Here is a 12428-nt window from a genome sequence, read left to right as displayed (position 1 = left end):
CATGGACGTATCAATACTCGGCACCGGCTTGATGGGAACAGCTCTCGCTCAGGCGCTCATACGCAGCGGGACAAAGGTGACGGTGTGGAATCGAACCGCCGACAGAGCGTTACCCCTCGCTGAGGCTGGAGCTACAGTCGCCGAATCTCCACAATCTGCGATTGCGGCCAGCCCGCTAATCGTCATCAGTCTCCTGAACTACGAGATCGCCAAAGATGTCGTTACAGAAGCAGATTCGATTGCCGGAAAAATCATCGTCAACACCGCAACCGGTACGCCGGAGGAAGCGAACCAGTTCGCCGAGTGGATCGCAGGGCGAGGCGCTCGGTACCTCGACGGAGCCATAGCTGCATACCCGGAGGACATCGGAACCGAAAGTTCAGGGATCAACTATTCCGGAGACGAGGACGTGTGGGAGGACGTCCAGAGCCTTCTGACACCCATCGCCGCCCAATCACGATATGTCGGAGCCCGTCCCGGTGCCGCCAACGTGATCGACGCGGCCATGGCAGGCGCATTCTTCAACGTCGCGCTCGGTGCCTTCCACGAAGCAGCAGCGTACGTGCGGTCCGAGGACGTCGCGATCGCGGAGATGCGCCACAGTTTGCACCTGTGGACCGACAAACTTCTCGAACTCCTTCACGAAGCACTCAAAGCGTTCGAATCTGGAGAGTACGAGACCGATCAGGCAACCTTGAACGTATACGCAGCCGCAGTAGAAGCCTGGCAACAATCGATGCAGCGAGCAGGCCAACGCGCCGCTCTGATGACGGCGAATCTCGACAACTTGCAACGTGCATGCGCAGCCGGGCACGGGGACAAGGGCATCTTCGCCCAAATCGAAACACTCTCCGCCAACCCTCAATCCGCAATCTAAGGAGACATCAATGACAACCATGGCCAATCACCTCACCGCCCTGCCCTCGACAACAACAGTCGACGAGATCGTCGACGTGATCCACCGTGACGGCGGTGTCATCGTCGAAGATTTCCTCGACACCCCCCAGCTCGACGAGCTGCGCGCCCAACTTGGCCCCGTCCTTGAAAGCACCGGCTACGGAGAAGACGAATTCTTCGCCGGAACCCAAACGCGAAGAGCAGGAGGGCTGTTCGGTCGGATCGACCTCATGCCCCAGATCGCGCTCCACCCGCTCTACTACGGGGCCGCCAAGAAGATCCTTCAGGTGCCCCTGTCCGTCTGGGTCGGAGACGACCAGATCGAAATCACGCCTGATATCCAGATCGGTGTCACTCAGGCAATCGAAATCCACCCAGGGCAGGGTGCCCAGCGTCTCCATCGAGACGACACGAGCTTTCTGTGGCGCCACCCCGACTACGGACGCGAGGGCCGACTGCAGATCATGGTGGCGGTCAGCGATTTCACAGCAGAAAACGGCGGCACCCTCGTCATACCCGGAAGCCATCGGTGGGACGACCAACGAGGCCCGAAACAAGCCGAAGCGGCGCCGACCGTGATGCGGGCCGGTGCTGCCCTCATCTGGACCGGTTCTACGTACCACGGCGGTGGTAACAACTCGTCCGAGGCGCCACGGACCGGCTTGACGATGGCATTCGACCTCGCCTGCTTACGTCAGGAAGAGAACCAATACCTGTCAATCCCGCGTGAAAAACTGCTTGATCTTTCCGAAGAGGTACAGCGACTGCTCGGCTGGGGGTCCGGAGCGAACCTGATGGGTTACGTCGAACGGGGCGGTCAGATGATCGACGCACACGTTCTCCTCGAAAACGGCGCCGTCGAACTCCCGACTGCCCGCTGAACCCTCGATCCTGCACGTCGCTTGCCACCCGCAACCCAACTCGCACAGTAGTTTCTGGGTTTCGAATCGAGAAACATATCCGTCATGGGCGTACTCCAGCTGATTCACCTTGACATCGTGTGTCTCAGGTCAGGACTAGGCAATTGCCTAGTCCTGACCAAGGGTGCAGTGTTCGTACCGCGTGAGCTACCGGTTCTTGAAGAACGAGACGTCGTCGTTGCCGATAAGGTCAGGAACCGTCCAGCCGTCGAGGTCGTATTCACTCAGGCACTGCTCGGCAAGTCCCTTCATGGAACTTGCGTGTCCACGATTCTGGGCTGCGAACAGCAGTTCCGCTTTGACGTTCTCGTGATTGCCGGAGTAGTTGCGCTCGTAGAGCTCGTGGCGCCCGCCGAACTCCGTACCGATCGAATCCCACAGCGCCTTCATGACTTTCACGCGGTCTACGGCGGTGATGCCGTCCGAACCACGAACGTACTTGTCGAGGTACGGACGCACGTCCGGGCTCTTGAAGTCGAGTGAACTCGAAGGCAGGTAGATCAGGCCTGACGCCACGTCCTGTTCGATGATCTCCTTGATCCGCGGGTACCCCTGGATCATGAACATTCGATAGGTCAGGCCGTACTCGAGCTTCGGGATCACCGAATCGCCGACCCACTGTTCGGGATCGCGTGCCATCGATTCGGTCAACGACCAGAAGAGGTTTCGCCACCCGATCACCTCGCCGACACGGGTCTGGACTCCGCGGAAGCCGCCGGCGCCGGTGGCTTCGAGTGCTTTCATCAACAGTCCGGCGATGAAGTCGAGCTTGACGGCCAGGCGAGTGCAGCCCTGAAAGGTGAAGCGCGGCAGGAAACCCGATTGAGGGAAGAATGCGTTGATCCGGTCGACGTCGCCGTACATGAAGACGTTCTCCCATGGAACCAACACCTTGTCGAAGACGAAGATGGTGTCGTTCTCGTCCATGCGGCTCGACAGCGGGTAATCGAACGGACTGCCCATCACCGCAGCATGTTCGGTGTACGAGGTGCGGCAGATCAGCTTCACACCCGGAGCGTCCATCGGTACCGTGCAGATCAAGGCGAACTGCTTCTTCTTGATCGGCAGACCGTAGTGAGCGATGAAGTTGTAGTTCGTGATCGCCGATCCGGTGGCGACCACCTTGGCACCGCTGACGATCAAACCGGCGTCGGTTTCCTTCTCCACCTTCATGAAGACGTCGCCGACTTCGTCAGGTGGAAGTTGGCGATCCACCGGGGGATTGATGATCGCGTGGTTCCAGTACAGAACCTTCTCCTGCGATTCGCGGTACCAGCGCTCGGCGTTGTCCTGGAACGGTGCGTACAACTCCTTGTTGGCGTGGAGGGTTCCCAGGAAACTTGCCTTGTAGTCGGGGGAGCGGCCCATCCAGCCGTAGGTCATACGTGCCCACGTCGCGATGGCGTCGCGTTCCTTGAGCAGATCAGCCGACGACGTCGGAGTGCGGAAGAACGGCATGGTGACACCGCCGTTGCCCGTGTCCGTCGGAACGGTCAAGGCGTCTACGTGCTCGCCCGTGTGCAGAGCGTCGTACAGCCTTGCGGTCATGCGGATCGGATTCCGGAAGGCGGGGTGCGTCGTGACGTCCTTGACGCGATCACCGTGAAGCCAGATCTCGCGACCGTCCTGCAGGCTCGAGATGTACTCGTCGCCCGTCATCGGCCGGGTGGCGAAGTTCTTCGTGCGGTTGGCTTCGCTGTCGGCGGCCGGATTGACCTGTGGCGCTCCGGAATCTGCGGGGTCGACGCCGGTGGGAGGAATTTCGGTGGTCGTCATGGCAAAGCCTTTCAGATCGTTTGGGGTGCGGGCTGAAGATGAATCGGGGTGAAGGAAGTGGTGGCGTCGAACCATCCGCTGTGGGGGTCGTCCTGACTGCCGTTCCAGACTGTGGTCGACGAGGTGGCGCCTAGGTCGTGAAAAGTGCTTCGGTAGAACAGAAGCGGATCCTTGCCACTCGACTGCGCATCCACGATCTCACCGATGAAGATGATGTGGTCACCGCCGTCGTACTCCTTCCACGGGACGCACGAGATGGTTGCTGCGGCGCCGTCGAGCAGGGGGGCGGTCGGTCCGTCGATCCACTTCGGTTCGGTGCGCTGCGGTCGGCCGGCAAAATGCATGGCCGTGTCCACTTGGTCGGCGGCAAGGATGTTGACGGCAAACGGCGCGTTGCCGAGGTAGCCGCACGCCTTGGACTTTCGCGTCATCGTGATCTGGCACAGGCGTGGTTCCAGGGAGATTGCCGTGAATGCGGTGACGGTGGCTCCGTGTGGCTGACCGTCGGCGTTGGTGCAGGTGATGACGGTGACGCCGCTGGCGAATTGGCCGAAGATGCCTCGAAGCTGATTTTGTTCCATGACCGGACCTCCTTGTCGGATGGCTGGTGAGTGAGGGTGCCGCGAAGTGCGGGAGGCGGAGGTGCTGGACGACTCGCGCCGGGAGTGAAGACGAACGTACGGCGAGCGCGGCGTTCGGTCGATCCGTACAGCGCGGTGTCTATCCGGATTGCGCACCCGATCGAAGCCTGTATCCGTTTCCTCTTGGAAGTGACCGGGGACACAGTGTTCAATGATGTTCAGCGCTCATGCTCGGCAATGTGGCTGGTCACGGGTTTGGAAGGTGAAGAAGGACGATGGTCGACTCCAAGATCGGTACAGCTCCCCGCGACTGGGACGAGGCGTGTGATGCGGTTTCGGACGCCTATTTTCCGCACACGCTCACGCCGTTGTCACGGCACGCGGCCAGCGGAGTCGGGGTGTGCACCGCCGAGTTGGGACCGCTGAGGATCGCTCATATTCGATGGGGAGCAGACGTCGCGGTCGAATCCGAGCATCCCGGTGCCTACGGGGTGAACATCCCGCTCTCGGGCGAGCTCGAGTCGGTGTTCGCGGGCTCGCACGTGCTCTCGACGGAGGGCGTTGCGACGGTGTGTCCGCCCGACATCACCACAAGAATCACGCGGTGGAGCGCGGACTGCGAAATTGTCGGAGTCCGGATGGACCGTCAGTACCTCGACCGCGAGATGGAGAAGGTACTCGGCCGGCCCGGAATGCACTTGCCTGATCAGGTGGATCTTCGGGGAGACGACGGAGCCAGATGGCTGAAATTTGTTCGCTCACTGTCGGATCAGATCCTCGGCCCGGTCGGCGTGCTGCACAACGAACTGGTGGCAGCTCAGCTCTCCGGTGCCGTGGTCACGGCATTCGTCCTCGCTGCAATGCCCGAAAGTGAGGACGCGGTGCGACATGCCAGGCCACGCATCGTCAAGCGGGTGCTCGACGAGATGCACGACGACCCGGCCCGCGTGTGGACCGCAGCAGAGATGGCCGAGGTGGCGGGCGTCAGCGTACGGAGATTGCAGGAGGGATTTCGGCAGTACGTGGGCCGGAGTCCGTCGGAATGCCTGCTCGACATCCGCCTCGAGCGGGTCCACGCAGATCTGGTGGATGCCGACGACTCGACGACGGTCACCGATGTCGCTGTGAGATGGGGTTTTACGCACACCGGACGATTCGCGTCGTCTTTTCGGCGTAAGTACGGTGTGTTGCCTTCCGAAGTATTGAGAAGTTAGCTCCGGTATCCCATGTCCGCGCTGAGCTGATTCGCCTTCTCGACGAGGAACGGTGCGACGTCGGCGCGAAAGGCTTCCGGGGTTGTGCGTCCGGCCGAGGTAGAACACGCTGCCACACCGACGACGCTTCCGCCGGCGTCGCGGACGGGGGCGGCGAGGGAAATCAGGCCGTCTTCCAGTTCCTCGGACGTGAGTGCATAACCCTGCTCGCGCACCACTCGAAGTGCGGTGTGGAATGCGCCTTCGTCGGTGATCGTGGTGGGTGTGAGGGCGTCGAACGTGGAGTTCGCGATGACTTTGTCGACGATTTCGGTTGGCGCCCAAGCTAGCAGGGCGCGGCCCATGGAGGTCGCATATGCAGGCACTCTGGTACCGACGCTGACGTTGATGCTCATGATCCGGCGTACGGGTACTCGCGCGGCGTAGACCACGTCGACGCCGTCGAGGACCCCGAGCGACGCCGACTCGTGGGTGTGTTCTGCGATCTCCAGCAGGCGGGGGAGCGCCGCCTCGGTCAGGGCATGTGATGCCGAGAAGTGCTGGCCGATGCTTAGAACGCGCGGGGTGAGCGACCACCGACTGTTGTTGCCGGTGACGTATCCGAGTTTCTGCAGGGTGAGGAGGATACGCCGGACCGCGGGGCGGGAGAGGCCCGTTTCGGCGGCAAGATCTGCGAGCGACGGGTTGGGGTTCTTCTCGTCGAAGGCCATCAGCACAGCGAATCCACGCTCGATGCTCTGGATGTAATCGCGATCGTTCTCGCTCACGGAATGACCTTTCATCTGCGGGTATGCCTGATCAGTGCCCTCGAAGGTTGACAAACCTTGTGACTGGGCGCACAGTACAAGCGTACGCACAGCGTAACAGAGGTACGCACAGCGTACAACCAGACTTGGGAAGCCGACTCAGCCCAGCAGTACGGCACCCACCCGGTAACAGCCACATACGGCCCCGAGGAGGACCACATGACCACTTCCGAGAGCCCCACCGCAGTAGGTTCGGGCACGGCCGCCACCGACAAGTTCCTCCAGGAACGAGTCAGCGCGGACACCCCGCCCGAGCGCGTCTCGGCCATCGCCAAGGACGTGCTCGAGGCACTTGCCGGCGTCATCGACAAGCACGGCATCACCTACCCCGAGTACCGCGTACTCAAGCAGTGGCTCATCGACATCGGCCAGTTCGGCGAGTGGCCCCTGTGGCTGGACGTCTTCCTCGAGCACAACGTCGAGGAGGTTGCGTACCGCGGCCAGCACGGCACCAAGGGAAGCATCGAGGGCCCCTACTACGTCGCCGACGCCAAGACGTTGCCATCCAAGTGTGAACTTCCGATGCGTGACAACGAGGTTGGATCGAAGCTGGTCTTCGAGGGCCAGGTTCGCGATCTCGACGGCAACGGGTTGGATGGGGCCACCGTCGAGCTGTGGCATGCGGACGACGAGGGCTACTACTCCCATTTCGCGCCGCACATCCCCGACGGGAACCTCCGCGGAACGATCGTGACCGACGGAGCGGGACGGTTCGAGATCACCACGATTCAGCCTGCGCCGTACCAGATCCCGACCGACGGCCCCACCGGTTGGTTCATCGAGAAGGCCGGCTGGCACCCGTGGCGTCCGGCTCACCTGCACCTCATGGTGAAGGCACCCGGCAAGCGCACGATCACTACGCAGCTCTATTTCAAGGACGGTGAGTGGATCGAGAACGACGTGGCAACTGCCACGAAGCCCGAACTGATTCTCGGTCCGAAGCCGGGTGCCGATGGAATCAACCGGGTCACGTACGACTTCGTGCTCGACCCGGCCTGATCCACAACTGTTCGAAAGAAAGTGATTTGATGACAGACCTGTCGATCGTCTCCATCGAGACGACCATCCTCGACGTTCCTTTGGTCCGCCCCCACAAGTTCGCCACCACGTCGATGACGGCGCAGCCGTTATTGCTGGTCGCGATTCGCACATCCGACGGTGTTATCGGATATGGCGAAGGTGTCGTTCCGGGCGGTCCGTGGTGGGGCGGCGAATCGGTGGAGACGATGCAGGTCATCATCGAGAAGTACATCGCGCCGGTGGTGGTCGGCAGGCGTGTGGATCAGATCACCGCGATCATGGCCGACATCGAAAAAGTTGTTGCCAATGCACGATTCGCGAAGGCCGCCGTCGACGTGGCGTTGCACGACGCCTGGGCTCGTAGCCTGGGAGTCCCCGTGCACACGCTCCTCGGCGGGGCTTTCCGCGAGAGTGTCGACGTCACGTGGGCACTGGGTGCTGCGCCGGCGGACGAGATCATCGAAGAAGCTCACGAAAAGCTCGAATCACGGCTCAATTTCAGCTTCAAACTCAAAATGGGAGCACTCGACCCGGCGGTCGACGTCGCGCGCATCGTCAGCATCGCGCAGGCGCTCGACGGCCACGCCGGCGTCCGCGTCGACGTCAACGCGCGGTGGGATCGCTTCACGGCGCTGCGGTACCTGCCACAGCTCGCAGACGGTGGAGTCGAACTGATCGAACAGCCCACTCCGGCAGACCAAATCGAGGTCCTCGCCGAACTCAGCAGGCTACTACCGATTCCGATCATGGCCGACGAGAGTGTGCAGACCCCACACGACGCTCTCGAAATCGCCCGCCGGAGCGCCGCCGATGTCATCGCCCTCAAGACCACCAAGTGTGGTGGCCTCCAGCGCAGCCGCGACATCGTCGCAATTGCCAAGGCCGCCGGTATCGCGTGCCACGGTGCGACGTCCATCGAAGGCCCGATCGGCACCGCCGCTTCGTTGCACTTCGCGTGCGCCGAGCCTGGAATCAACTTCGGAACAGAGCTTTTCGGCCCGCTGCTCTTCAGCGAAGAGTTGCTTCAGGAACCCCTGAAGTATTCCGAGGGTCAGTTGCACCTCCCCGCCGGACCTGGACTGGGAGTCGAACTGAACATGGACGCCGTCAAGACCTGGACCAGGAACTAGAGGATAGAAGAACATGGCACTCTTTCACGTTCGAATGGACGTCGATATTCCGCGCGACCTGGATCCGGAAGTACGCGCCGATACCGTCGCAACGGAGAAGGCGTACTCGCAAGACCTTCAGCGACAGGGAAAGTGGGTGCATCTGTGGCGAATTGTGGGACAGTTCAGCAACATCAGCATCTTCGACGTCGAGTCGGCTGACGAACTCCATGAGATTCTCTGGAACCTCCCGCTGTTCCCGTACATGACCATCGAGGTCATGCCGTTGACGCAGCACGGATCTTCGATCAAGTAGAGCCTGCGCGGGCGGGCGGGTCAGCGTATTCCGTCGCGGCGCAATGCGACGGACACTGCGGCAGAGCGGGTATCGACGCCGAGCTTGGCGTAGATGTGCCCAAGATGGGTTTTCACCGTCGCTTCGCTGATGAAGAGTGCCTTACCCAGCTCGCGGTTGGTCATCCCCTCGGCGAGCAGGCTGAGCAGTTCGGACTCACGGGCGGTGAGCGCTTCCTGCGGGCGCTGCATCTGCTGGACGAGACGAGAGGCCACGGTGGGGGAGAGGACGCTGCGCCCGGCGACCGCGCCGCGCACCGCGCCGAAGATCTCGTCGGGCGTTGAGTCCTTGAGTAGGTAACCGATGGCACCGGCGTCGACGGCCCGCACGACGTCGGCGTCGGTGTCATACGTCGTGAAAACCAGTACGGGAACATCGACACCGTCGCTTCGCAAGCGTTTGATCGCTTCTGCACCGTGCATGCCGGTGCCCATGTCCAGATCCATCATCACCAGATCCGGTGAGGCAGACGGTATCGCCGTGGCCGCCCCCTCACCGGACGATGCTTCGCCGACTACTTCGACGTCCGGCTGAGTGTTCAGCAGCGCTCTCAGCCCGGCTCGCACGACCAGATGATCGTCGACGAGGAACACGCGAATGGTGGTGGTCACCGGATCCTCCGTTCGAGAGGGAACTGGGCCGCGACGACGGTGCCGTCTCCCGGTGCACTTTCCACGGTGAACGATCCGCCGAGCTGTGCGATGCGACTTCGCATCGCACGTAGGCCGTATCCACCGTACCGAGAATGGTCGGCGAGCTTTCCCGGATCGAAGCCGACGCCGTCGTCGAAGATGTCCACGGAGACGGAGTCGTCGAGATACGTGATCGTCACGCCCGCCGTTTCGGCGCGAGCGTGGCGGGCGATGTTGGAGGACGCGCTCGAGACCACTCGCACGATGGCATGAGCTACGTCCGAGGGCAAGATGACGGCTTCACCGACGGTGCGGATCCGAACGGTCGGGACGAACTGGCGGGCGGCGGCCACGACCAAGGCGTCGAAGTCGCCCGTACCGCCCTTGGCCGGTGCCAGATCGTGGACGAGGTCGCGACTCTGCATCAAGCTCGTTCGGATGTTCTCTGCTGCGGCATCGACATCGGCTCGAGACGGCGAACCCGTTGTATTCCAAGTTTGTTCGGATGCCTCGAGTCGTAGAAGAGCGCTCGCCAGTCCCTGAGTAACGGTGTCGTGGATTTCGCGCGCGAGGCGCTCTCGCTCAGCGGCAACGCCGGCAGCACGTTCGGTATCTGCCAATGCAGATTGCGCTTCTGCTACCTGACGTAGAAGCCGAAGGCGTTCTCGGGCATCTCGTTCCATCTGCCCGTACGCTGCCGCGACCAGTGCCGCGGTGCACAGAGGTCCGAGCAGTGTCACCAATTCGGCACGACCGGTGACTCGGTAGAACGCGATTCCGGCGAGGACGCCCAGGATCCCGACGAGGGGGTAGGCGATCTTGCTCGGGTACAGACGAATACAGAGGAAGAGAACGGGGAACGCACACCACGCGAAACTCGGCGCAAGCCAGACCAGCGCTGTCCAGGTGCTCAGTACCGGCCACATCCACAGTCGTTGGCGAACCACATCTCGCGAAGACACCGTAGCCATCACGGCGTAGAGCAAGGCGAGGACCACGGCCAGGACGAGTACCACCCCGAACCGACCGCTGGTCCCGTGGACTGTGACGTACCGGACTCCTGACGTGGACAGCAGTACGAAGAACGACGCGTGGATCGCATATGCCAACGGGCCGCGCAGGCCGAGTTCGGCGTCGGCGTTCATGGCTCCGTTACTCATCCCTCGAATATTACGGAGGGTGCCAGGCCGTCGTATCAACCATTCGGATGATATCTGCACAACCAGACGGGGCACGGTTCGTCACCCGAGCGCCCGATGTGCGCACCCGCACTCGGACGCGACGCTGTAGTGGACGGTTTCGAACCATTCGACTGAAAGTGTGCCCGACATGAACCACCGCATTTACACACGACTTCCCCGTACGCTCGCTGTCGCCGTTCCGGTTGTCGCAATCCTTGCCAGCGCCGCGTGCTCGACCACCGACACACCGGTGGCGAACGCATCGAGCACGACGTCGATTTCTGCCACGCAGCTGCCTGCTGCGACCGGCGATTCGGCGATTGTCACTCAGAATCGACTCAGCGCCGACGCAGCAGTGAAGGCTGCTGGTGCGGCCCTGGCAAAATGCCGGGCGGACGGGCTCGGATTTGTCACCGTCTCCGTCGTCGACCGTGCGGGAAATGTCATCGCCATGGTGCGCGGCGACAACGCAGCCCAGCACACGGTGGAGGCCTCACGTGAGAAGGCGTACACCTCTGCAGCTTTCGGAGCCGACACCAGTGACCTCTCGCAGCGTACCAAAGGCGAGGGATCGACCATCGCCGACCTCCCCGGCACTCTCTTCCTTGCAGGTGGAGTCACTGTGAAGGCTGGATCCGCGTCGATCGCCGGCATCGGTGTCGGTGGTGCACCGGACGGAATGCAGGACCAAGCGTGTGCTGCAGCAGGTCGTGATGCGATCGCTTCGTCACTCGGCTGAGTGAGCGCATTCAGCGTGCTTCGTGAATTGTGCTTTTCGCCACCTGGATTCGCTCGGCACGACAGTTGTCCGATTGTTGCGATGACCTCGACTTTGTAACACCGGAGCCCCCGGAAAGGGACAAACACGTCGACAGTGGAACCGACGATGCACTTACCGAAGCGAGTTTCTTGATGCGCAGTTTCGGGGAAAGACACAACCTTGCAGAGAATCAGATTCAGGTTGCCCGAACGCAATACACGGCGGGTACGGGTGCTCGTAGCGGCGTTGCTGTCGATCTTCCTCCTCGGCGGCATGTTCGGTCCGACCGCCGTGAGCGCTACTCCGGCGCATACGGCGCCATGGGGTGGTTACGACGAGTTGTGGGTCCCGTCTTCGATGGGAAACATCAAGGTTCAGGTGCAGTGGGCCGCGCGGGGCGGCAACGCCGCGTTGTACCTACTTGACGGTCTTCGCGCGCAAAACGACAGGAATGCTTGGAGTTTCGAAACCAACGCACTCGATCAGTACCGCAACGACAACATCACGTTGGTGATGCCGGTCGGCGGTGAGTCGAGTTTCTACACGGACTGGTACGCGCCGTCCAATTTCAATGCTCAGCCCATAACGTACAGGTGGGAAACATTTCTCACACGCGAGCTTCCGGACTTCCTTGCAGGGTATGGTGTTTCACCAACCAACAATGCGATCATCGGGTTGTCGATGGGCGGCAGTGCCGCGTTGAACCTGGCGGGGCATCATCGGGATCAGTTCAAGTTCGCGGGCTCGCTGTCCGGCTACATCAATATCTCGGGCCCGGGTATGCGTGAGGCGATCCGCGTAGCCATGTTCGACGCCGGCCGGTACAACGTCGATTCGATGTGGGGCCCGCCGTGGTCATCGGGGTGGCTTCGCAACGACCCGTTCGTCAACGCGGAATCGCTTCGCGGACTGTCGATGTACATTTCGTCGTCCAACGGCATCCCGGGACCGTACGATCATCCGTCTGCGCCGATCGATTACTTCCACACGGCGACAGGTATGGGGCTGGAGGCGCTCTCGTGGGTGCATGCGCGTGCATTCGAGATTCGTCTGAAATCCATGGGAATCCCAGCGACGTACAGCTTTCCGCCCGCCGGGATTCACTCCTGGCCGTATTGGTCTGCTGAATTGTGGATGGCCAGAGGACAAATTCTCGACACCATGAACGCCTGGTGAC

General features: G+C 61.7%; 13 protein-coding genes. 8 read left to right on the top strand and 5 right to left on the bottom strand.

The features are described 5' to 3' along the window. Position 1: 1 nt before the first annotated feature. Both GJB56_RS19390 and GJB56_RS19385 read left to right on the top strand, forming a co-directional pair. On the top strand, positions 2-877 hold the full coding sequence (locus tag GJB56_RS19390) for an NAD(P)-dependent oxidoreductase (protein WP_070796043.1): 876 nt from the start codon (positions 2-4) through the stop codon (positions 875-877). Positions 878-887: 10 nt separating this feature from the next. Next, positions 888-1778, top strand: coding sequence for a phytanoyl-CoA dioxygenase family protein (locus GJB56_RS19385; protein WP_020971037.1), 891 nt, complete (start codon positions 888-890; stop codon positions 1776-1778). 186 nt (positions 1779-1964) lie between these two features. Here the strand turns inward: GJB56_RS19385 and GJB56_RS19380 are convergent, their stop codons facing one another. Together GJB56_RS19380 and GJB56_RS19375 are read right to left on the bottom strand one after the other, a co-directional pair. Next, complete coding sequence (locus tag GJB56_RS19380) at positions 1965-3593, bottom strand: 4-hydroxyphenylacetate 3-hydroxylase family protein (RefSeq protein ID WP_020971036.1); 1629 nt, start codon at positions 3591-3593, stop codon at positions 1965-1967. A gap of 11 nt (positions 3594-3604) precedes the next feature. After that, complete coding sequence (locus GJB56_RS19375) at positions 3605-4174, bottom strand: flavin reductase family protein (RefSeq protein ID WP_019745631.1); 570 nt, start codon at positions 4172-4174, stop codon at positions 3605-3607. A gap of 275 nt (positions 4175-4449) precedes the next feature. Between GJB56_RS19375 and GJB56_RS19370 the strand changes: the two genes are divergently transcribed. Then, positions 4450-5388 (top strand): AraC family transcriptional regulator, encoded by a 939-nt coding sequence (locus tag GJB56_RS19370; protein ID WP_047889028.1) that lies wholly within the window; start codon positions 4450-4452, stop codon positions 5386-5388. Here the strand turns inward: GJB56_RS19370 and GJB56_RS19365 are convergent. Continuing rightward, on the bottom strand, positions 5385-6155 hold the full coding sequence (locus GJB56_RS19365) for an IclR family transcriptional regulator (RefSeq protein ID WP_029537119.1): 771 nt from the start codon (positions 6153-6155) through the stop codon (positions 5385-5387). The two genes, GJB56_RS19370 and GJB56_RS19365, sit on opposite strands and share 4 nt — an antisense overlap. Positions 6156-6353: 198 nt before the next feature. On the opposite strand from GJB56_RS19365, the gene catA reads away from it, so the two are divergent. From catA to catC, 3 genes are read left to right on the top strand one after another with little or no spacing between them, the layout of a single operon-like run. Next, a complete protein-coding gene (gene catA / locus GJB56_RS19360; RefSeq protein ID WP_113682669.1) occupies positions 6354-7193 on the top strand; it encodes a catechol 1,2-dioxygenase in 840 nt (279 codons plus the stop codon). Positions 7194-7222: 29 nt separating this feature from the next. Continuing rightward, positions 7223-8344, top strand: a complete 1122-nt coding sequence (locus GJB56_RS19355; RefSeq protein ID WP_019745627.1) for a muconate/chloromuconate family cycloisomerase — start codon at positions 7223-7225, stop codon at positions 8342-8344. Between the two features lie 13 nt (positions 8345-8357). Continuing rightward, a complete protein-coding gene (catC, locus tag GJB56_RS19350; RefSeq protein WP_003940264.1) occupies positions 8358-8639 on the top strand; it encodes a muconolactone Delta-isomerase in 282 nt (93 codons plus the stop codon). Between the two features lie 20 nt (positions 8640-8659). On the opposite strand, the gene GJB56_RS19345 is transcribed toward catC, so the two are convergent. Both GJB56_RS19345 and GJB56_RS19340 read right to left on the bottom strand, forming a co-directional pair. Next, positions 8660-9289: a response regulator gene (locus GJB56_RS19345; protein ID WP_019745626.1), complete on the bottom strand. Its 630-nt coding sequence runs from the start codon at positions 9287-9289 to the stop codon at positions 8660-8662. Beyond that, entirely contained in the window at positions 9286-10455 is a 1170-nt protein-coding gene (locus tag GJB56_RS19340) for a sensor histidine kinase (protein WP_029537118.1), read from the bottom strand. Before GJB56_RS19340 ends, GJB56_RS19345 begins: the two co-directional genes overlap by 4 nt. Positions 10456-10639: 184 nt before the next feature. Between GJB56_RS19340 and GJB56_RS19335 the strand changes: the two genes are divergently transcribed. Then, on the top strand, positions 10640-11230 hold the full coding sequence (locus GJB56_RS19335; RefSeq protein ID WP_019745624.1) for a GlcG/HbpS family heme-binding protein: 591 nt from the start codon (positions 10640-10642) through the stop codon (positions 11228-11230). Between the two features lie 201 nt (positions 11231-11431). Then, positions 11432-12427, top strand: a complete 996-nt coding sequence (locus GJB56_RS19330) for an alpha/beta hydrolase (RefSeq protein ID WP_019745623.1) — start codon at positions 11432-11434, stop codon at positions 12425-12427. Position 12428: the final 1 nt, after the last annotated feature.

Source organism: Rhodococcus sp. AQ5-07, from assembly GCF_009707305.1.
GTDB lineage: Bacteria > Actinomycetota > Actinomycetes > Mycobacteriales > Mycobacteriaceae > Rhodococcus_F > Rhodococcus_F erythropolis.
This window is presented reverse-complemented; position numbering and strand designations above follow the sequence as displayed.